The sequence below is a fragment of the Pareuzebyella sediminis genome (genome assembly GCF_008367235.1).
GTDB lineage: Bacteria > Bacteroidota > Bacteroidia > Flavobacteriales > Flavobacteriaceae > Pareuzebyella > Pareuzebyella sediminis.
In genome coordinates this window covers 1,333,979-1,356,385 of sequence record NZ_VTZS01000001.1, presented here as the reverse complement: position 1 = coordinate 1,356,385, position 22,407 = coordinate 1,333,979, and the positions used below count along the sequence as shown (strand labels likewise).

The following is a 22,407-nucleotide window of genomic DNA, read 5'->3' as shown; positions in this document are numbered from 1 at the left end:
CTAAATTTATGAACATCAAGAATATACAGTTATTTGTAAATGAAGAACTGACCAAAAATCTCGGAGACGAATATTTATTTCACAATCTGCAACGGGCGAAAGGTATCGTAGAGAAGGCAAGTTTAATTTTAGATGAAAAGGATGATTTTGCGAACAAGAACATTATTCTGGCAGCTGCTTGGTTTCTTTACGTTGGATTTTCGAAAGATTATACCAAACATGTTCAGTACAGCAGAGACATGGCGGCTTCATTCCTGAAAAAGGAGGGATGGAACGATAATGATATAATTACCGTACAGAACTTAATTGAGTCGGCATGGGACTATAATCAACCTTTATCGCTAGAGGCCGAACTTTTAAAAGATGTTCGAACAGCGTTTTATGGATCAGAGGATTTTATAGAACTTCTGGAATTGCAGCGTTTGGAAATGAAGAACGTTGGCGGCCAAGAGCTTTCCCCCTCAGAAATACGCACAAAGTACCTAAACATATTGAATAGAAAACACCAATTTTATACTGATTATGCGATCAGTAACTGGCAAGAGCAACGTGAAGCGAATATAATTAACTTGGTCGGAAAATCGCTAAAAGCCAAAAAGACCGAAAAAAAGGAAAAGCTTAAAGTCAAGCTAAAGAATAATAGTCCTGAGCGAGCAACACAATCGTTATACAGAACGCAATTGAGGAACCATCTAAAATTGAGTGATATAGCCGATACCAAGGCGAATATTTTACTCTCGGTCAATGCCATAATTATATCCCTTCTTATGGCCAATCTTATACCAAAATTGGATACCCCTAGAAACTCTTATTTAATTTATCCGACTGTCATCTTTGTTGTTTTCAGTATAGCATCGATGATAATGTCCGTACTCGCAACACGTCCGAAAATAGAAAACAAAGATCTTATCGACAAGAACATGGAGAGTGATGATACGAATTTCTTGTTTTTTGGAAATTTTCATACCCTAGCACTACCTGATTTCAAGAGAAAGGTTAAATCTATTATTGCGAGTAAGGAATCTATCTATGATTCCTTAACTATGGATCTTTATTATTTGGGCTTGGTACTAAAGAAAAAATATCAATTGCTGCGTTGGACCTATACCATATTTATAGTTGGAATAATACTTTCGGTTATAGCTTTCGCTGTCGCATTGAAGTATTATGGCATGGGTGAAGAACTTATCGAGGCCGTTTCTCCAGGTTTATAGTGGTATGGGCTTGTTTCTTTCAAATAAAGCAATATATATATATTCTAAACGCAATATAATTTTTAGTACAAAAGCAAATATCCCGAATACTTAGCGAATTGTATTTATTTAAGAAATGATTAATATAAAGAAAGTTTAAGCGTATTGTTATTCTATTTTGAACGGGCATTTCACAAGAGCATCGCCCTATGCTGAGGGGTAGGTCTTCAAGAGGGAATCATAAAAAACGAAAAAAATTGAAAATAGTATTAATAGTGTTTTGATTTTACTTGAAGAGGTTGAGTCGGGATGACTGAAAGAAAGTCATTCGCATAGCCACCTAATTATTAGTATTTTGAATATTGTAAAAAACTGATTAATTGAGCTCCAAACTCTATTCAGAACAGTACATTCGGTGGAACAACTTACGGCTGTTTTATACTATAAATTAAATAAAATCCGGTTATTGTTCTAATTTCAATATATTTCGTCCTTCCTTGTTTCAATTCCTTTACTTGTTTATCAAGTGAAACTACTGAATATGATACGAATTAATTTTGTCTAATTCCTTTGAAATTTCAAATGCTTCTTGTCCTACCTCTTTTGGGTAATCATTGATTTCAAGGATTCTGATGGCATTTCCATTAAATGTTACAAATCCGGTAGCTAAAACAAAGCCATTTTTATCCAAAGAAAGTGCCCTTCTATACCTTCAGTTCTTTGGGAATTTCCAAGGCAGTTTCAATATCGCAGGCCAATTCCTCTACGATTTTTATTCCTTCCAGCTTGCCTGAAGGAAACGAAAACAACCCGTTATCGTTCATGACCGCCAAATACATCTGTCTATCCTGAAATGATAAAAATATAGGACGGTCAAATTTCTCTTTCAATGCAACTATTTTTTCCATAAGTGAAGAGGACAAAACATATCTGGCTTCCACCTGATCTGTTCCGTATACCAAAAACTTGCTGGTAAATCTGGGGTCTTCCAAATGTATTTCTTGCTCTTCCTTAAAATTAAAACTGGCCAATTGGTCCAATTTTGCCATTTGATGTTTGGATAATACAACCGTATGTCCATTCAATTTCTTTTTAAACCGAAACCAACAGAACATACCTCTAAAAGAATAATTGGTGTTATCTGCTAATTTTCTGGTTACCGTATTCTTGAATACGGTCTGGTACATAACGCCTAGCATATTTAGAATGGGAATATTCATCAATGTACCCAAAAGCTTGTTGGCCACATTGTTTTCCACAATACCAATATCCGTTATGTTTATTTCGGTATCATTGGTTTTTCTTCTAATCTGGCCGTAGCTATAAATCGGAGATTCTTCTTTTATCCAAGCAAACATTTTGCTTTTTACTACTTCATTGGCTGGAGCCATTACACCTTGACTAAATTCTACTTTTGGAAAGAGTATTCTGACCATTTTGACAATGGCTTTCTGTTCCGTGGTTTTAAATTTTTGAAATGCCCTGGTAAAAACAATGGTGGTCGGATACAAAAGGATGACCAACCCTATTATTGGATAGGTTGATGCATAAGGATTGGCGGGGTTTGACTTAAATACATCGAAAAAGCCCCAGGAGGTATTCTGGAGCATCGGTACATATTGCATACCCAGCAATGCAAGCATAAACAACAGGTATATACCGGTGATACTCCACATGACTCTTTGAAAAAAAAGGGTGCGCTTCCTTTTTTTATAAAGTGTGTTCAGTTCTTTACTGGTTTCGGAATAGGCAGCTACTATGCGTTCCTGCATCACTTTAGTATTACGGCCATTTTATGGTATTCCATGGACTTTCTGGTTTTTCTAAGACTTGTTTGTAAATGTGGTATACTTCTTCTTTGTAGGTACTGTAATCTGTCCTCATATCTATGGCAAAACCAATGGCAAAGCTTTTTCCAAAGTCCTCCCAAGAGGAAAAATGTTCCAACGCCAATCCTTTGGCAAAATTGATGACCTTCCATGCTTCTTCTTCAGAAATAAGGTTGCCCGTATAAGCTTTACGTGCTTGGCCCACCAACATGGCGGCATCATAACCTGCTACCCCAAGCTCCAATTCGGAATCGAAAGTGAGAATGCCTTTTTGCTTTAAAGTGTTTAAGGTTTCACCAGAACTTAACGTTTTTAAATAGCGATGAGCCCGTTCATTATTACCGAATTTTTGGTCCATTAGTTCATCCCATTTCTCCTGAGGCTCTTTTTCAATCATATGCCGGATAAAATCAAAGTACCACCGGCGACCATCCTTCATAAAATACTCGGTCAAATCCCAATAGCCCGCTGCCGTATCGATGCCCCAACCTTCCAGATAGGGCTTAACCTTTTTGGCGGTCAGAAAGGAAAGGGTGTTCGTGTTGGCCTCCCACCATTCGGCTATGGGCGTATACAACGCCAGGGCGAACAATTGTTCTTGATTGAGTTTACTGTCTGGCGATGTTCTAAATTTTGCCGTGGTCATATCCGGGGCATCGTATTCTTTCTTTCCGATTTTAAAATAGCGAATGGCATAAGAAGCGGCGGCGACGGCCAGTATCACATAACCGTACCAGGGTAAGTTTTCAAACATTTGCATGGTTTTATGGATTTAAAAGTTGATTAATATTGATTTCTTTTTGTTCTGATTTTGGGATTTCCAAGAGGGCACCGGGTTTATCTTTTCGAATACTGACGACTATGCTCGCAGGAAACATTTCAATGGTATTGTTGTAGCTGGTCACCGCCGCATTATAGGCACGCCGAGCCGCGGATATCTGGTCTTCAATATCAGAAAGTTCATACTCGATGTTCGTGAATTGCTTATCCGCTTTTAAATCAGGGTAGTTTTCTACATTGATGTTTAAACCGCTCATAATATGTGTTAGCTCGTTTGAGGCCTTTATTTTTTCGTTGGCCCCTGAGGCCTTTTCAACCGTACTGCGCAGTTCGCTGATTTTTAATAGGGTCTCCTTTTCATGCGCCAGGTATTTGTTGAGCATGGCGATAAGGTTCGGGATTAAGTCAAAGCGTTTTTTAAGGTAAATTTCTATGCTACCAAAAGCCTGTTTGACTTGATTTTTTTTACCGATTATTCGGTTGTTGACAATAATGCCAAAAAGCCCAATAACCGCTAGAATTGCAATGGCGATACTGATTTTCATAATGCTGTTTTATACTGGTTATATGCGTAATTGTTGAAATTCCCACTCAAAGGGTTTGCCCAAAGATTGGATTGTTTTCAAATGAGGTAACTCAAATTTTTTAAAGCTTTCCTCATATTCCCGTTCATCGTCTTCATTGCGTGTTTCGGTTATGATTTTCAGGGTTTTATTTTGAAAGTCGATGTTGTAATAGACTTCATCACCCGATACCCTTTGGGTTACACTTTCCTTATACCCGACCAATTCAAAAGCCTTGTTTTGAAACCTGAAAATATATTCGTGGGAAGACCAGGAAGTACATTCCCGGCACGGCCATATATAGAAGTCCATTTGCAAATCTCCATTGGGAAGGATTTGTAGCCCTTTAAAAGGCTCGTCCATATTCGGTGTATTTCTATTGATGATAAACGTATTGGACTGCAGCTTCTTCTTAAATTTTCCATTGCGTTTACCAAAGTAGATAGCCAACACCCTCGGGTTAATGTGTAACGTATCGCTATCTGAACCCTCCTTGGATACATATTTTTTTTCTACTGGGCTTTCGATGGCAAATGCGACGTCTTCATAGCCGTCTCCATTTAGGTCGCCCATAGCTTTTGACAAGATTTTCCAACCTGTTGGGATTATCTCTTGCATTGTCCTTTCTTTGACGGAGAGTTCCGGCAGCATCAATTCACTTTGTGCTTGAAGCCCCGGAACTAAAAAAACTACCATCAAAAAGACTAGGTTTCTAAGACTCATTTCTAATTTGTTTTCAATGTCATTTCATTGTTTTGATATACATAGATGGCATTTTTGTTGGTTTTCACCTCATCTTCTGAACCAGGCTTTAAAACCACTTCTTCAGATTTGAGGCTGAAAACAATGCTACCTTCTAGCTCACTTATCTCTACAACATCTGTCAAGTAGGTATCCAAATTTTCATCATAGGGTTCAATATCAAGAGTTCCAATGGGTTTCAGGGTTTTGTTTTCAAGAATAAAAACCTCACCTCCAAATGGATATTCAAATGCCATTTGACAAATAATAATGACTTTGTCCGAAGCTTCGCTTTTATAAAAATGGGGTTCAAAAAGATAGAGGTCACCAACACCCTTTGATTTAAAAACCAGGTTGTTTGATGCATCTAGCATGAGCAGTCGGTCGCCCCAGTCTTTTTTGGCGTATGCGAGCTTAGATTTGCTTGCAGTAAGTTCGTCGTTTCCTGTAATGAATTTGAACTCTCCCCATTGGTAAGCGTTATCTACGCTGAAGTTATCTATATCAATCTGTTGTAATTTCTTCCGATTGAACTCAGCATATGAAATGGTGTTGGCTTTGGTTTTAGTATAGTTTTGCCCATCAAACTTCAGTAAGCTGTTATTGAAGTTAACGGTGGTCTCCGTTTGGCATTCATCGTTTTTATCCTCAAAACTTTTAGTGTTGGTTATCTTGGTATTGACAAGTATATCAAAGTGACCGTTGGTTTTTTTGGTGCTTAATGCCAGGACTTTATTCTCATCTATGAATTCACCATCACAATCGCCGTCCCATTCCCCGCCATAATTTTCAAGGGTATAGTTGGAAAGTATTTTAACCAGACTATCACCGGATTTTGCGAATAGTGACAGTGTTTTATTTGAATACGGATTGACCCGCGAATGCCCAAAATGGGATACTTTTACCCCAAAGGCTGTTTTGTCTTCTGAAATCTGATATGAAGTAGAATCGATTTGAATTCCGTCCAATTCAATAGCATCAGAAACCCATTCGTTAGTCTTGTTACTTTCAAAGTATTTTTGGGTTATTTTTCCGGAACGATTATCGGCAATTACGATATGACTATTCAGGTCAAAATAATGATTTCCCTCATCCACTATTTCCGGAATAACCAAGATGGTTTCCTCTGGATTTTCAGGGTAGGTTTTGGTAGCGATCAACTTGGTATTGGTTTGTATCCAATCCAATTGTAGATCTTTCAGAATTTCGTCGACAAGTGAGAAATTAGCTAATTTTTGATCTAATCTTCTGGCTTGTAATTTTTCAATAGTGCCATCATAGAGAATCTCATATTCAGTTTTTTCTACTTCTTTGGTATTGCCCCAAAAGATCCTGTTAACTGTTACTTTGTTTTCACTAATGCGGGAAACGGTTCTGGACATACCTTCGGCAATTTCATCATAGGCAACTACTTTATAAGCAATAATTTCACCATCAGCATCGTAATTGATAAGAATGGTTTCCATTTCATGTTCGCCTTTTAAAAGGGTGATGACAATGCTGTGAAAATTCGTATTCACAGGTATTGTGTAGCTTTTGATTGCTCTGTAATTGTAACTTTCCGAATTAAATTCAGGATAGATGAGATCTAATTTCAAAGCTTTGGCATCTACTTCATCATAATCGTCTTCATCGATAAAGCTGTCAAAATTTGTGGCTTCGATGTGTGGCAATTTTTTAGTTTGGATATTGGCAATTACTTCGTCAAAATCAAGATGCACTCTTGCAGGTAAGGAGTCAACAACTGTTTCAATAATTTCTACAGCACCTTGGATTTCGATCTCCGGTTCTTTTTCCTTTTTGGGGCCTTGTCCACATGAGATTATAAGTATTAGTAAGGCTATGTGGTATTGAATTTTCATTTTATGCCGATTATGGTTTATAAAAACTCACTGTTTTTTGTTTTTTATGCTGATCAAAGACTAACTCCAACCCCGTAAAACTCCATATTTCCTGAGGGTCTACCATTCTGTCTTTAGGATGTAACACATAATAATGTTCATTGTTATGGTCATTATAGCCACTCTCGCCCAGATTAAAATCTATCGTAAGTTCAGTTTTAAGCTGATCCAATGACATTATATTACTTCTTCCCATGGCATCGATCACTTTTTTATAGCTGGTTATAGTCCATTCACGGTCGCATATTGTTTCTTCATAAGGATTAATTAGGGTATATAAAACGCCAGCTGTTATCCCGAATAGCAGGGTTGTGATGCCAAGTACGAATGTGACTAGTTTAATTTCATAAACTTCGTTTTTTAGTCCGCCAAATCGGTTTCTACATGCTTAATGTCGAAATTCCCAGCATCCAGGACCGTTAAACTATAAGTTTCGACCAGGGCAACATTACCGCCGGCACCCCCGCCTTCATTAGTGACCGTTAGGTATAATGTTTGGGGATCCTTAGTGCCGTTAATGACCATTTCCTTAAAATCGTAGCGGCTTAATGTAAATCCTTCATTGCCCCGAATGTTTAGAATATTGTCACCAAATGTGATTTTAAGGGAATCAAAATCATCTTCTTGCTTCCATTCGTTTAGTATGTGGTCTTTGAGCGCCAAAACAAAGTTTTGAGGGTCGATGTTTTCAGCGGTATCCGGGTTCATGTTTGTTTCTTCTTCGGTCAAGTCCGATTTTTTGGAATCGATCAAAATGATATGCTCCGAACCATATTCAAAAACATCGGTCTGGGAGTAGGGCCATGAACTTGACTCACGCATATTGATTCCAGTTACTTTATAATCGACCGTAATTGTTTTTTCGGCTTCATTGTTCTGTATCAGAATCTCATCAAAAGTGGTCTGCACTGTTGCCGTATTGGGAAGGGTAGGGCAGCGCTCCAACTTTTTTAGGGCGACCGTATCTTTAGAAAACCACTTTCGTAAGAAGTTAAGTTGCTTGTCGGAACATTGGTAACCCAAATCCAAGGCTGATACGATGCGGCACCATAGCACACGTCCGTTTACATCCGAGTCGTAGCCCCATTCACAATCGTTACCAATCTCGTAGGCTACAAAGGTCAGGGCCGCCTTTTCTGGTGGTGTGATATTGTGCAAATAAGATTGGTTGATGACCATAGTGCTTACCTCGGCGCCCACGGCTTCATCATAGGCCATTTGGCGGCTTAAAAATTGTACCCGTTGGTTGCCCGATGCTATTTTTCTGGCATCAACGGCCCTTTCTACCATATGTACGACTTCTTCATCCCCAGCCATAACAATACGGTCCATTTTCCATTCCACCACTATCAAATCACCTTGCCTGAAATTGTAATCTTCATCGGTACGCCATTCCCAATTATATATCAATGAAACATCCTTGCCCTTTTTAAGTCCATTTAGGTACCAATAATCAAAATCGTCGTTATAGTCGCTAAACTCCAGGGTATCGGTATATATTTCATTAAATAACACCCTTTCGTTGGGCCGTAAAGCACTACTAAATTTTGTGGGTGTTTTATCAGTTGCTATCGTGTCAACTTGCTCCTGAATGGTTTCTATTTGCCGCACCTTTGTTTCAGGTATTTTTTTCTCTTTAGCACCTTGATTACAAGAAGCCAGCGAAAGGAACAGTATTAAGAAGGATAAGTATCTCATTTTTTATTCTATATGACATCAATAACTTTTTCAAGTAAATAATGCACTATGGCAACGAGTACGGTTACTATCAGCAATGCCGCCAAACGGATAACCGTCCTTTTTGGGTTGTTTTTTAGTTTCTTCCGTAGGTAAAAAACATCCAATAACACGAAGCATATGGCAATGGCACCCCCGACCCATAGTCCTACCTGGATTGTTCCAACAGTCAAAAAAAGATGCCATAGATAGCCCCATCCTTCTTCGCTTACCGCATCGGGACCTAAAACCAAACGCCAAACCAAACGCATATACCCAATGCCTATAAGCAATGACAAGACTGTCCATAACAAATAAGTCAATATGTGTTTTAACATGTGCATCTATAGCATTTCTTTGGTGCAAACACGGTCTCTTTCAACTTCATCAGGCAACCATTTTAGCTTATTCAATACATCTGCATCGGCCAAATCCAAGTTTTGTTCCACATCACATACATAGATAAAGGCATCTTCTTGATTACTGCTTTGTGTTTTATAAATGGTATGGTTCAATATCCAATGCTTGTCGGTAAAGGCTATATGGTGGTAGGCTTCCAACAGTCCGCCATCGGGAAAAGCCGTTTTGATCAAAAAGCCGCCTTTTTCGGCAATTACATCCACAATTAGATTGCCACCATCCTCCGAAAAATTGGAGGTTTTTAAGGCGAAGCGATATGCTTCCCCATCATTTATAAAAAGTAACAGTTCATCCTCTAGATACGGTCCGGCACTCACTATTTTATCAAGTATTCCATCATTGTTAATATCGATATCCCTGATAAAAAAGTGCTCGTTTTCTACATAATCCGATAAGGTGTACTTGATACTGATTTCTTCATCTGGAAATGGGTCCGGATTTTCATTATCATCATCAAAACCTGTTTCAAAGAGCTCTTCAAGTATTACTTTTTTGGACGGACTCAGATAGGAGGCAAAATCGGCATCAAATTTTGGATGCGGCCCATCAAAGAGAAAAAACAGCACCGATTTTGCCCTGTCATCACTAAGTGCGTTTATCAAATGATATTTTTCGTTTTCCTTAATATAGTTTACAACATGATCCTGAAAGTAGTTTACGGCATCTGCCTCCCATTGTCCATTCTCACAGAGGCTGATAAGGTTTTTTTCATAAGCCGGGTATTTGTTGGTGCGCAACAAATAAAACAAGTATTCTATGTAATGCACACTGTGTTCGTAAAGCTCATGGGGTGCGTTGTTTGTGGCATCCCATCCAAAATAGTTTTGGAATTGTTCAAAATCTTTAGGGAACTGCCGTAGAAATTCTTGCTCATCCTTATCCTCCATGGATTTATACAGGTTTAGGATGCTGATTCTCAATGGACTTTTTTCTTGAACCTCGGCCGGAGCTTCCCATTCGTCCTCGTTTAAGTTTTCTAACGATTCTATAAGGTGGGTACTCACCGAATCTTTGGCTTTTTGTTCTTTTTCAACACGCTTGTTTTCCTGACCACAAGACAGGAATAAGATTGTTACAAAGATGAACGGCAACTTCATTTTAAAGCCTTGTTTTTAGGATAAATGGGCAGCGAAACTATATTTTTCAAACTATCGACCTTCATAAATTCCCCTTGATTGAAATAGTTGATTTCCCCACAGATTAAAGTTGAATCACCCGGGCAAGAATCATAGTAAAACTCTGCCAACCTATAATCCCGATACATGCCCAGTTCTTCGGTTACGAACCCGCCAAGGTCTTCTTCGTGGTCCATAAAATAACCCGTACCCGCTTCCCCGATAAATCCAAAGGTCATCCCCCCGTATTCATAAAAATAGATGCCGTTTTCGTTGGTGTATGCGAGTGGTTTACCTGTTTTATGTTCGGTTTGTAGGTGTTCCTTTATTTTTTCTTGTATGGCTTTTTGAACTTTGGAATACTCTTTATCTGGGTATTTTACCAAATACAGATTAGGATATACTTCGGACTGAATGAACCGCATGTTTTTGAAAAAGAAGTGATGGATTACCAGTCCTGTCGCACCAAATACCAACACGACCAAAACAACCTGAATCCGTCTTTTGCTTTTTAAGGTCCACTTGAACAACCTAAATGCAAGAATCAACAGGAGAATTGATAGGATAACCAGTATGACAAGTATTAGTATGAACACTAGATTGGTTTGTTTTTAATAGTGAAATGGTTCAGTTAATGCACATTCGTTATATTCATTTCGATGCTATATAAAGGACTCTCCATGTAATCCGCATTCTTATGTAAAACCCGAATCAAATAACTGCCTTTGTCCAATGAATGTATGTATCGGTCAAATGTCGGGGACCCTTTTTGCAAGTATTCTTCCATGGTAAAAAAATCATTGTTTTCAAGTACGGAGAAACGGAAATCCATTTCCTTCATTTTTGACTTCATACGGATTGAAACTTCGGCATCTTCCTCCAAATCCAATAGGAAAAATGTGGCATTGGCATAGAAAGCGTCGGTGAAAGATGAATAACTCATTGGCTCATTAATAGCAACTGCATTGGCGTAAACAAGGGGTTCCACAAAGTTGACAATTTGATTTTGCCCATTTTTATCCGGCTTTTGATAGGAATACAATCCGTTATAGATTTTAAAACGTAAAACGGGATTTTTTTCTGCGAGATCTATACGGTAGCGAATTTTTGTAGGGAACATGGCCGGATACCATGAATTGTCTTCAATCACACTATTTTGGAATTCTATATGCTCCAAGTAGATACTTTTCGGTTCGATTGCCGTGGGATAGACACCTTCTACAACGTAGTCTATATCTTGAGTGTCTTTCAGTTCCTCATTGATTTTTTCATTTGATTCGCCTTGAAACATATAAAAGCGGGTAAGAAACCTTCCGTTCTTTTTAAAAACCAAATTTTCGATACCCATGTCGTCTTTCAGTCCAAAATGGATAAATTTTCCTTTCGCTTTCTTGTATACAGGCTTTAGATTAGCGGTTTTGTTGGAGCATCCGGCACATTCCGCTTGAAGAAGATTTGCCAAAATTGATGTTGACTTTCTCCAATCCTCCAAAAGCACTATATCTTTTTCTTCAAGCAAATCAGAAAATGATTTTGAAACATTATCATTCGTGATTTCTTGATATGGATAATTTAGTTTGTCCAATACCTTAAAGGCGACCAACTGCTGTTTGTCCAGAAACAGAGACTTGCAGGATCCCAACAACAAAACAAGAATTAGCATAGCACAAGCCTTTAACGAGATTGCGTTCTGCAGTGTATGTTTTGCTTTTATATGCATGATTTCCTTTAACTCAGTACACCTCTTAATTATTGCTAGGGCAAGCCATTTATCAAGGCTTCCAATTCACTTTCGGTGGCGGTATTTAAATCGGCATCGGTAATTGCTACCGTTTGTCCATCGGCAATGGTGACGGATTTTATACCATAAAGCCATGAACCATCTTCTTCACTTGTAAAAATCACGTGGCACTCCAATCCGATAGGGATTTGACCATAATGTTCGCTGAAAATTCCAGTTGCGGCATCATACGTATCCAAGTGAGCCAAAGCGTTGGGTTTGCCCACATAGGATAGGTACACCTGGCTATTTTCATCGTTGAATCCCTCGGGAACGGCTACTAAAATGGTGGTTTTTGGTCTTGGATCACTAAAAAATCGGTCTACATTGGTCCATCCAAAATCCCCAAAAGGAGCCACATAAAAGCCTTCGCCCTGATCACCGTTCTGAACTGCGGCCTCCTCCGGGTCGCCATTGGCATCCGTCATTTCCTGCCAAACAAAACCATCACAATCGTCATCAATACCATCACAATCATTATCGCGTCCATTTCCTGTCCAAAGCGTCATGTCTTCATCAACACCCCCTGTAAGATCAGCAGGAATAGTAGCGACAATATCACAATCCTCGTCCACGGGTTCTCCATCTTGGGTGATGTTCAAGAAGAATTCACCCCCGGAAATCAACAAGGCCTTATCGCCATTGGGCAATTTTCCCATGGTAGGCTTATCAGTCGTCAACATCGCTCCTCTTTCAAAAAGTTCTACCACTTGCACATCGACCATACCTGTAACCGGGTTGCCGTTCCTAGAAAGGCAGTTACCATGGATAGTAAACATCACCCCGTTTTCGGTAGTAATGAAGCCGGTCTGGGAGGCAGCCAATTGAAATTCCTGAACCTTGCTTTCCAACGAGGTACTTTTAATTTGGGCAAAGGCTTCGGGTGTTGCCCTAATGGGTATTTCCTTTTCTTGGCCCTCATCATTGGAGCAACTGACAGTAAAGACTAGTGCCGAAAAAATGACACTTCTTAAAAATGTTTTGTTCATGATCTTAAAGATTTGGTTCATTTATTTTTTTTGGGGGGGTAATGGTTTTTATCGTCCCCCGATTCTATTTGCTATAATGCGTCATTTCAGCACCAAAATCGTTCACGAATGTATTGTCCAGTTCATCTGCTTTGGTGGCCAGCTGGGCGAGACATTCTTGTATCTCTTCTTTATTTTCAGAATACAGATCACTGATATGGATGCGATAAGAGAGGTAGATCTGGTTGTCGGAAATGGAAAGCCTGTGCGGCCCCATATCCGCGGTTAGGATATACTCATAGATCCCCGCCAGATTTTTACGGGGAAGATCGTTCAGGGGCGAAGTGGCGAACAGGTAATTGTTGTCATAAACAAACATTCGTATCTCCGCACTGCCTTGGTGAAAATACCAACGCTCCCTGCCAGACCTGGCCAAAACGGGATTGATGTTCAGCTTGGATATAGCCTCCTCTACCTTTAGACTAAAGTTCGATAGCGCCATTTCCTCAAACAGGTTTTCGTCTACATTTGTGCCACAATTGGGACAATAATCGGTCTTCTCTTCTATGAATCCGCCACAGTTGGAACAACCTAGAGTAAACGCATCCGACAAATCATTTACAATTTGTAATTCTTCCTTTAAGGTTTCCATGGGAATGGCAAAACCCATATTATCGGCATCGGAAAATTTGGAGGTCACGATCCCCATCAACTCCCCTTTTTCATTTATTACCGGCCCACCGCTATTTCCAGGGTTGATGGCGGCATCTGTTTGAATGTAATAGCGGCCACCTATACTTTGTCGTGGATTTGAAACGATTCCTTCGGTTACCGTAAACGGCATACCATAAGGATAGCCCAAGACAATCACCTTGTCCCTAGATCGAGATTCCGTCTGATGATCAATGAGCACTGTATCAATGGGTTTTGGAAGATCGTTAGCCCGTAAAAATGCAATATCCTTTCCCGGATTTACATAAACTACTTGGGTCAAGTACCTGTTTTTATCTTTCCCTTCCAGACTTACAGTATGACAACCCGCCACAACGTGGTAATTGGTGATGACAAGGTCATTTTCTTTATTGTAAAAACCTGTTCCCGTGCCATTTGCAGTATTTATCTTGAATACCGAACTTTCTATGTTTTCCATAATCCCTTGCTTAATTTGTTTTAAAGTTTGCCATGATCTGTTGCATGGCCGCCATGGATTGCTGCATTTGTTCGCCCATGAGTTTAGAAAGGTCCATCCCGTAATCGGCACCCATAAACGTATCTTCCATAATGGCTTGCATGCCCTTTAAGAGGATGGGGGCCGCTTGGCTCCATGGCAAATCACTTGCTTGTGATAGAGCGTCGGTAATGGGCTTGCTAATCTCTTCGTTGATCAAATTGTAATAGAAAAAATTATAAAAACAGGAATGTAAGAGATTGGTAGCATCCTCGAATCTAGAATTGGCAATCATTTCCTGCGCCTCTTCATAGTTTTCTTGCCAATTTTCCCGAATGTTTTCCTTTTTTCCGCTGTATTTATAGGGGATAAAAGTTTCTATCCGATAGAGGTCGGCCATGAATTGCTCCTTTGGCAGTTCTTTCAATTTTTCCAAGGCCGATTTTCCATTCAGCAATCGGTCTTGAAAAGGCAGCCTACCATCAAAAAGTCCGTCTACCGCCTTTTCCAACAGGGTACGCAAATACCCTTGAGGCTCTGCGTGAAATTCTATCTTTTTTAAGGTGATGTTTAAAGTGTACCATGCGTTGTTTCCATGCCGTTTTTCCATGTACTGGTCAAATCGTTGCAGGCCATCTTCCAAAATTTTCAGATAGTTATCATAAGCTTCTTGTTTACTATTTTCTGGGAAAGCGGTTGTTTTTGGCTCTTGAATGTGAGCTGCCCCAAACTTTTCTATAAACTCGTCGTCATAGCTATCCGCATAATAGCAGATTTCCCGGAGTACTGCGTATATTTTATAAGGTTCACAAAGGGGTATCGGACATGAATAAGAAAAATACACCAAATGATCGTCCAAGACGATATTGGTCAAATTGAGCGGGTACATTCGTAGTTCTGCCAATTTTCGCATCATAGGTACCTTTTTGGCATTTTCTATATTCAAGAAAGGGCATTTGACCAACAGCTCATCCGCTGTTTGGGTAATGGACACCACTACCGACCCATGGGGTATTTCATAGGTATCGCCCTTTTTCTTGCTGGAAAGATGTTTTCCGGCATAATCCAATAGGGTAGGCACTACCTTATCATACTGTTTATTGTTAAAAAGGGCCACCGCCTCGTCCCATTTTTCATCCTGTCTTGTCGATGATTTTTTAGGGTGTATTGGCTGATAATACGTGCTGCTTTTATTCATTTTCGTTTTGTAATTAACTGGATTATACGCTTAGTTCTAGGCCGCTAAACTTTTAATTTTACCCTCTAATTCCTCAAAGGCTTGTTGTTGCGGTTTTACCAAGACAGCTTGTTTTATGGCTCCTGCAATCACTTCTAAGATGTTTCTGCGAGCCTTTACACTTTTTCCGAAATAGGCGTGCATCATTTTATTGGGAATGATATGGTTTACTTTCACCGTGTTTTCATTCACAAAAAATAGCTTTACGGCGTGCATGCCACTTTTTTTAAGTACAATACATTGTGCCATTTGTCCGCTGGTGTCCGTGCGATGTTCCCAGACATCATATTCTTTTGAACACTCAAAACCTGATTCTTTTTTTAAGACATCATAGAGTTCATCTAAAGAATTGTAAGGTTGCTTTATTCGAATTAAGTTCTCCATGGGTTGTATGTTTTTGATAATAAGTAAAAAACCACAGATGGTATTGGACCATCTGTGGTAGCAATTTGTTTCTAAAAATCTGTCCAAGCTCTTACTGCTCTTACATTAAAAAAAGCAGATGACCCTTTGTTAAGTCCCTGTTCAACTCCGTTTGCAAATAGAATACACCATGCTGTATTATTATTTGATTCTGAAGAACTCCAATATCTGTTACTCAAATCAATATCTATGAAAGCAGTGCCGCCATTGGCAACTGCAGTTGTATTGATGATTTCTTTTTGTAAATACATTTGATTTAATTCACCCCTACTAGGTAAGAACCAATCAGTAAAACCTTCAATGGTTGCATTAACGGCAATTTCGGCGGCAATACCAGTGGTGGAACACCCTGTTACAATCGCAGCAGTGTTTGATGCGCCACTGCCTATTGAATCTGAAGTACCTGCTATTAAAGTTCCTTGACATCCCCAGGATACATTTGTCCCCTGATCAGTAAGGGCACATACCAAACCGGCACTATTATTACTCGTTGGGTCTATCCAAAAAATAACTCCACCATATTTGTACTCACCGATTTCGTTTACATCATTAAGTTCGACGAACGCATTGGCAGAAACGGTTTGGATACCGTTGCTTACTGAAATGGTGGCCAACATATTGGGGTTGGTCTCAAAATCAAATAGTGTTTCATCAGCCACGGATAGTTCCCCTGTGTTTTGGTCGATGTTAAAAGCACCGGCGGGATTCTGGAACGTAATGGCATAGGACAAATTGGAACCACTTGCCTGTAAAGCTCCGATGACATCGCCATTGGATGGATTTTCATCAATGGTCAAATCCGTATTTTGGGCAGTTACTTCGTCTACGTCATTAAGATTGATGGTTGCCGTAGCCGTTGTTGTTTCTGCACCATCCGTAACTGAAATCTCCGCTGTAATTACAGGATTGGTCTCAAAATCAAATAGGTTGGGGTCAATGACGGTCAATTCTCCCGTCGTCGCGTCAATGGCCATTGCACCCATAGGTGTTTGCGAAGTAACGGAATAACTGAGCGTACCATTTCCAGTGGCTTGTACAGTACCTAAAACCTGACCGTCAGTTGGATTCTCATCAACCGCTGCGGTAAAATCCTGAACGGTTATTTCAAGGGTATCATTAAGGTTTACCGTGACCGATACAGGGCTACCGGCATCTTCAATAGAAACGGTCGCCGTCAAGGTCGGGTTGGTTTCAAAGTCGAAAAGCGAAGCATCTGCAACGGTAAGTTCGCCCGAATTGGAATCAATTTCCATGGCACCTGTTGGCGACTGGGATGTTAAGGTAAATCCTGATGCGCTACCGTTGGTCTGTAATGTGCCTATAACTTGTCCATTGGTAGGATTTTCGTCTAGGCTTACTTCTAAGGCTTGAGCTGTTACTTCACTTACATTGTTCAAGTTTATGGTAACGGTTATAGAATTCTCTGCATTATCCGCCGTGACCGTTGCAGTAATTGTTGGATTCGTCTCAAAATCGAATAAAGTGGCATCCGCGACGGTCAATTCTCCAGAATCGGCATCAATACTTAAAGCTCCCGTAGGTGTTTGGGAAATGATAGTAAAATCCGAGGTGGAAGCATCGGTTTGAACGGTACCCACGGAATCACCCTCTTGGGGGTTTTCATCTAGGGTTACCTCTAAATCCGCTAGCGTTACTATTACCACTCCATCATCATCATTATTGCAAGCAACACTTAGAAAAAGTACGAATACGGTTAAATAAATAGTTTTAAGTTTATTATTCATGATTTATTTGTTTTGATAGATTAATTTAATTGGGGAATAGGTACGGGATTTTAGTAGTCCATTTCAATGAACGACCCGTCTATTTGGTATGAAAAAGTGAAGGAAGTACCCCCATTTTCAGGCTGCAGTTTTACAATGTATTGGGCATCGTTTACATCTCCGTTCTTTGGATATTTAACGAAGGCCATTTCAAGTCGAGGGTTGTCAATATCCTTCTCTGCCTTTAGTTGCTCACTTGATTTTTCAACGAGTTCTCCTAATTTCTCAAGGCTGATTTTTTCATCTAATTGGAACATGAAATCTGCCGCCTTGGTACCCTCGGGTATTTCCAATGTTACTTCAGAAGTTTGGTTCCAGTTGCCCATTGAGTAGGTCCATTGCCCCATTTTTAACGATTCAGGGTCATCCGTTACCGTGGTCGAAATACTATTGCCAATGGATTCATTGTAAATAATGGTCAATTCGGTATAGTGGGCATCATCGCCAAATTCACTATTCAGTTCTTCCTCAATTCCTGCAAAGCCATCGGCGTTGGCAGGCTGTTTTGCGGCGTCTCCTCCACAGGAAACCAGCGTTATCGCTATCATTAAAAATGCCAGTTGTGTTTTCATTTGTAAGCTTTTTTATGTTAATTGATTATTCTTCTGCTCTTCCGAATAAAAAAACAGCGCGCCACCTACTAGAATCAATACTGCCCTGAGCCCCCCATCCCATGGTACTGCCCCAGCTATCTATCCAGGCAAGTAATCTGATGTTGTAATTAAAAATTGACAAAAGGGCGGAAATTAAGCCCATAGCTGCAAGCACAAGGCCCACTTGACCTAATTTTGGTTTGATAGTTTCCATAAAGTTTTTTGTTTTATGCCATTCCAAACCCGGAACCGCCCAAGGAAATGGGCTGTTTTCTGTAGGTTTCCTAAGTAAGAAATGGTTTTCGCAGGTTAAAGGTGCGATAAGGCAATTACCTAGGAAATAGGCAATAGATATTCGCGAAGCACCAACAAATATTCGTTGGGTTTAAATGGGTATTCGCATTTCTCAAATAGCGGAAATGGTATGGGGAAAGCGTTTGTAGGGATATTTCCTAGAGATTATTGTATTTGAGAAAGGTGGCTATAAAGGCTTCTTTCTTTCGGGAAGAAACTGGTATTTTTTTTCCGTTGTTCAAAAAAATGATGCCCGATTTATCATACTTATCTATGAATTTCAGGTTGACCATAAAAGATTGGTGAGGCCGGGTAAAATTGACCTTTTCCAGTCTGGCCTCATACTCTTTCAACGGTTTGGAGGCCACATATTTTTTATTTTTGGACAAGTAGAACGTGGTATAGCCTTTGTCAGACTCGCAGTACAGCAACTCTTTAAGATCAATGACTTGAAAACTATCGCTCAACGAAAGTACCAATGTAGCATCGTCTTGGTGCCAAACCTTTTTTGCAGTGTCAATTTGTTTCTTTTGTTCTTCAATTGGCAAGGATTTTATCTTGTGTAAGGCTGATTGTAGTTCATCAATATCCACCGGTTTTAATAGATAATCCACAGCCCCAATTTTCAATGCTTTAAGAGCATACTCTTCGTAAGCAGTAATGAAAATGGTTTTAAAATCAAGATTTTCGGTTTGGTCAAGAAAGTCGAACCCCGTACCATCGGTAAGGTTAATGTCCAAAAACACCAGTTCGGGTTTGCAGGCATTGGCAACTACCACAGCTTCTGTTACCGAGGCACATTCGCCGATAATCACTACATCGGTTTCAAGGGTTTCCAAGAGATTTATCAATCCTTTTCTTATATAGGCTTTGTCCTCAACGATAAGTGCCTTCATGAATTCTCGATTATTTTATAGGGAACAATCAAAATGACCTTAGTTCCCTGTTCATTACCCTTTTTTCTATTCTCAATGGTGATGCCACTGGGTACTTTAAAATCTTTGCCCAAAATCTCTAACCGCTCCTTGGTAATGGTCGTGGCAAGTGACTTCTTCTTGGTATTCGGTTTGTTTGAAGTGGTATCGATTCCTATGCCATTGTCAGTAATGATACAGCTTAATTTTCTATGCTCAAAAGTGAGGTGAATCTCTATTTCTCGATATTCTTGGTCAGCGGTAAAAGCATGTTCTATGGCATTTTCGATAAAGGGCTGGATCAGCATGGGCGGTATCAGAAACTGATTAATATCTATGTTCTCGTCCACCACTAGACTATAGTCATAAGGTGGGTCGGCATCCAAATTCTGTAGAATCATATAGTTGTCAATAGCATCCAATTCTTGAATAAGAGGAACAATTTTATCCCTGGAATTTTCCAAAACAATACGCAACAGTTTGGAAAACTTCGAAAGATAGGTGACCGACTTTCTTTCCTCCTTGTTTAAAATCATTCCCTGCAAGACCGAGAGCGAATTAAAGATAAAATGGGGCGTCATTTGCGAGCGTAAGAGTTTTTGCTCCGTGATAATGTTCTTGTTCTTGGCCTTGATGCTATGGAACTTCTGATAGAAAAACATGGACCCCAATAGGATAGAGATGACCAAGATGCCGATAACGGCCCAAAGGTAACTCTGTTTGGTCTTTGCAAGGTCTTGTGAAGTGCTCATTACCGTTTTAGTAAGCTTTAGTTCGCGTATACTGGCAGAGTCCAATGCCTGCTTGTACTTGTACTCGTATTCCAACTGGGCGATTTTTTCGACATTCTCTTTGTTAAAAAGGCTGTCGTTCAGAATTTTGTATTGTTGGTGGCTTTCCAATGCTTTTTTGTAGTTGCCTGTTTCATTATATATTGAGGAAAGTATTTTCGCAGATTCCATTTGATTTTTTAAAAAACCAAACTCTTTGGAAATTTCATTGGCTTTTAGCACATTCTTTAGGGCAATACTATATTCTTTTTGATTTTCATAGACTTTTGCAAGCCCAATATATGCCTCACACAGTGTTTTTTTATTTTCAGTTTCAAGACTTATTTTTTTTGCCTCGGTATAGAATTGTTTTGCAAGGTTATCATTTTTCAGTGCCAAGTTAACCTCACCAGTATTAATTAGAATATAAGGAACCCCGTTTTTAGCGCCAATTTGTCTGCTAATACGTAGTGCATCCGTATAATAATCCAAAGCACTTTTATAATTTCCATTTTCCTTATGTATGGTTCCTATATCGCTCAATACTTGTGATATTCCTTGTTTTTTATTGGTTCGCTTGTGGATTTCCAATGATTTCTTAAAGTAGGCCATTGCCTTATCATAGGATTTCTGAGTCCGATAAATTTGGCCGATATTAGAAAGGTGATAGGCAATCCCCAAACTATCTCCAAGCTTTTCATCAATGTACAAGGATTCTTTAAAGTGTTCGAGAGCGAGCGGGTAATTGCCTTGGGCCACATAAACAGTTCCGATATTATTTAAACTATAGGCAATCAATTGTTCGTCCCTATTTTTTTTAGCAATAAGGAGTGCCTTTTTTAAATATGAAATGGCTTCGTCAAATTCACCCAAATCTTCATATGTAGCGCCTAAGTTTATTAGGGCTCTTGAATCAATATTTTCATCAATCTCCTCTTCCAAGCGAATTGATTTCTCAAAATAGGATATTGCTTTTCTTAGCTCACCCTTGTTTTTGTAGGTTATTCCTATGGCATTGTAACAATTGGCAACCCCGGTTTTGTTATCGATAGTTTCATATATGTTCAATGCCTCATTATAATTTTCGAGTGCTTTCTCAAAATTCGACTGTATGGCCTCCGTAATACCTTTAATATAAATGCTTCTGGCTTTGCCTTTTTTAAAATCAATATCATCGGCCAAAGCGTCCGATTCATCTAAATACTCGATGGATTTAGGGATGTCACTACTGAAATAGGCAAAAGCAAGGTCATTTAACAAATTTACTCTCGCCGTGTCTTTTTTGGTATGAAGTGCCAATTCTTTCCTTAAGCTGTCTATTTCAATGTTCTGCGCCCTTGTGGCACTTGTGATCAGCAAAAAAATGAGAATAAAAGTTTGAATAGGAGAGTTTTGTTTCCGAAAAGTCAACGTAACCCCATTGATCTCTATGTTGGCTGCTTTGAATAAGAAATGCATAATTAAAATAGCACAACGCTTCATATGGATGGAGCACTCATTTTCTGATGGGTTTGAAGGTTTGACCTAAAAACAAAATACGGGTTTTTAATCTCCTTCAAGAAATAAAACCGGAATTTTTTGGGTGGTAGACTGCTAGTAATGTATATAGGTAAGGTTTGAATACATATTTGCAAGGGTTGAGGATTTATTTGCAGAACATCTTGAAATTCTAAAACTGCCCCCTGCCTTGGAACAGTTATCTTGAATAGGAAAGCGAGCCAAATATAGTTGTGTACTGTAAGCCCCTCAAATCCTTACCCCCGACTTTTTCGCTAAAAGATTTTTACATTAGGGGGTGTGAAGACTTACCCCTTTTTGTACAGCGGTTAAATTAAACAAAAGGTCTAAAAATTCTTTCGGGCTCCTCCTAGCGTGCGACTTATGGGGATGTAAATAGTTTTATTCGTCCCTGAAGCGTTCTGTCTTCGTCTTTGTCTCCTCCCATATTTTAGGAGCCGGCCATAATTAGAGAATCAGTGCTATCTCTATTTACACATTGGCGGATGCCGTCCAGATTAATCGGAAAGATTATGGGAACCAATTAAATTCAAATCGATTCATACTGTTTTGGTATACATTTCATATTTTTAAGTAACGAAATCGTCAGAAAGCCTTTCAGGTAGACCTATTCGGTTATCTATTTTGAATAAATGGTTATAACTATTTGGTTATTAATGGAATAGGGTAGGGGTTCTAACTCTGCCACCGTTCGAACTAT

At 39.4% G+C, this 22,407-nt stretch carries 21 protein-coding genes; 1 reads left to right on the top strand and 20 read right to left on the bottom strand.

What is annotated here, in order from left to right; genetic code table 11:
• The first annotated feature begins 8 nt into the window (after positions 1–8).
• A complete protein-coding gene (locus F2B13_RS05735; protein WP_149276318.1) occupies positions 9–1,214 on the top strand; it encodes a Pycsar system effector family protein in 1,206 nt (401 codons plus the stop codon).
• Between the two features lie 683 nt (positions 1,215–1,897).
• Here F2B13_RS05735 and F2B13_RS05730 read toward each other — a convergent pair.
• The 20 genes from F2B13_RS05730 to F2B13_RS05635 form a co-directional block, all read right to left on the bottom strand.
• Entirely contained in the window at positions 1,898–2,965 is a 1,068-nt protein-coding gene (locus F2B13_RS05730; protein ID WP_149303560.1) for a DUF3137 domain-containing protein, read from the bottom strand.
• Between the two features lie 10 nt (positions 2,966–2,975).
• Positions 2,976–3,776 (bottom strand): DUF1266 domain-containing protein, encoded by an 801-nt coding sequence (locus F2B13_RS05725; RefSeq protein WP_198439819.1) that lies wholly within the window; start codon positions 3,774–3,776, stop codon positions 2,976–2,978.
• A 10-nt stretch (positions 3,777–3,786) separates the two neighbouring features.
• Positions 3,787–4,347 carry a LemA family protein gene (locus F2B13_RS05720; protein ID WP_149276315.1) on the bottom strand — a complete coding sequence of 187 codons (561 nt, stop codon included), beginning with the start codon at positions 4,345–4,347 and terminating at the stop codon, positions 3,787–3,789.
• 18 nt (positions 4,348–4,365) lie between these two features.
• A complete protein-coding gene (locus tag F2B13_RS05715) occupies positions 4,366–5,088 on the bottom strand; it encodes a hypothetical protein (RefSeq protein WP_149276314.1) in 723 nt (240 codons plus the stop codon).
• Between the two features lie 2 nt (positions 5,089–5,090).
• On the bottom strand, positions 5,091–6,968 hold the full coding sequence (locus F2B13_RS05710) for a PA3715 family protein (protein WP_149303558.1): 1,878 nt from the start codon (positions 6,966–6,968) through the stop codon (positions 5,091–5,093).
• Between the two features lie 10 nt (positions 6,969–6,978).
• Positions 6,979–7,185, bottom strand: coding sequence for a hypothetical protein (locus F2B13_RS05705; protein ID WP_149276312.1), 207 nt, complete (start codon positions 7,183–7,185; stop codon positions 6,979–6,981).
• 182 nt (positions 7,186–7,367) lie between these two features.
• On the bottom strand, positions 7,368–8,705 hold the full coding sequence (locus tag F2B13_RS05700; protein ID WP_149303556.1) for a hypothetical protein: 1,338 nt from the start codon (positions 8,703–8,705) through the stop codon (positions 7,368–7,370).
• An 8-nt stretch (positions 8,706–8,713) separates the two neighbouring features.
• Positions 8,714–9,061 (bottom strand): hypothetical protein, encoded by a 348-nt coding sequence (locus tag F2B13_RS05695; protein ID WP_149276310.1) that lies wholly within the window; start codon positions 9,059–9,061, stop codon positions 8,714–8,716.
• A 6-nt stretch (positions 9,062–9,067) separates the two neighbouring features.
• Positions 9,068–10,240, bottom strand: coding sequence for a hypothetical protein (locus F2B13_RS05690; protein WP_149303554.1), 1,173 nt, complete (start codon positions 10,238–10,240; stop codon positions 9,068–9,070).
• Complete coding sequence (locus F2B13_RS05685; protein WP_149276308.1) at positions 10,237–10,854, bottom strand: hypothetical protein; 618 nt, start codon at positions 10,852–10,854, stop codon at positions 10,237–10,239. The genes F2B13_RS05690 and F2B13_RS05685 overlap by 4 nt, the downstream gene beginning before the upstream one ends.
• 35 nt (positions 10,855–10,889) lie before the next feature.
• Positions 10,890–11,921: a hypothetical protein gene (locus F2B13_RS05680; RefSeq protein WP_149276307.1), complete on the bottom strand. Its 1,032-nt coding sequence runs from the start codon at positions 11,919–11,921 to the stop codon at positions 10,890–10,892.
• Positions 11,922–12,013: 92 nt separating this feature from the next.
• On the bottom strand, positions 12,014–13,027 hold the full coding sequence (locus tag F2B13_RS05675) for a hypothetical protein (protein ID WP_149276306.1): 1,014 nt from the start codon (positions 13,025–13,027) through the stop codon (positions 12,014–12,016).
• A gap of 64 nt (positions 13,028–13,091) precedes the next feature.
• A complete protein-coding gene (locus F2B13_RS05670) occupies positions 13,092–14,156 on the bottom strand; it encodes a trypsin-like peptidase domain-containing protein (protein ID WP_198439818.1) in 1,065 nt (354 codons plus the stop codon).
• A gap of 10 nt (positions 14,157–14,166) precedes the next feature.
• Positions 14,167–15,372, bottom strand: a complete 1,206-nt coding sequence (locus tag F2B13_RS05665; RefSeq protein WP_149276305.1) for a type III secretion system chaperone family protein — start codon at positions 15,370–15,372, stop codon at positions 14,167–14,169.
• 36 nt (positions 15,373–15,408) lie between these two features.
• Positions 15,409–15,795, bottom strand: a complete 387-nt coding sequence (locus F2B13_RS05660) for a hypothetical protein (RefSeq protein WP_149276304.1) — start codon at positions 15,793–15,795, stop codon at positions 15,409–15,411.
• A gap of 71 nt (positions 15,796–15,866) precedes the next feature.
• Positions 15,867–17,579 carry an Lcl domain-containing protein gene (locus F2B13_RS05655; RefSeq protein WP_149303552.1) on the bottom strand — a complete coding sequence of 571 codons (1,713 nt, stop codon included), beginning with the start codon at positions 17,577–17,579 and terminating at the stop codon, positions 15,867–15,869.
• 50 nt (positions 17,580–17,629) lie between these two features.
• A complete protein-coding gene (locus F2B13_RS05650) occupies positions 17,630–18,190 on the bottom strand; it encodes a hypothetical protein (RefSeq protein WP_149303550.1) in 561 nt (186 codons plus the stop codon).
• 25 nt (positions 18,191–18,215) lie between these two features.
• Positions 18,216–18,425 (bottom strand): hypothetical protein, encoded by a 210-nt coding sequence (locus tag F2B13_RS05645; RefSeq protein WP_149303548.1) that lies wholly within the window; start codon positions 18,423–18,425, stop codon positions 18,216–18,218.
• 238 nt (positions 18,426–18,663) lie between these two features.
• The gene (locus F2B13_RS05640; protein WP_149303546.1) at positions 18,664–19,401 is read right to left on the bottom strand and encodes a LytR/AlgR family response regulator transcription factor; all 738 of its coding nucleotides are present in this window, start codon (positions 19,399–19,401) and stop codon (positions 18,664–18,666) included.
• Positions 19,398–21,647 carry a tetratricopeptide repeat-containing sensor histidine kinase gene (locus F2B13_RS05635; protein WP_232625196.1) on the bottom strand — a complete coding sequence of 750 codons (2,250 nt, stop codon included), beginning with the start codon at positions 21,645–21,647 and terminating at the stop codon, positions 19,398–19,400. Before F2B13_RS05635 ends, F2B13_RS05640 begins: the two co-directional genes overlap by 4 nt.
• Positions 21,648–22,407 lie beyond the last annotated feature (760 nt).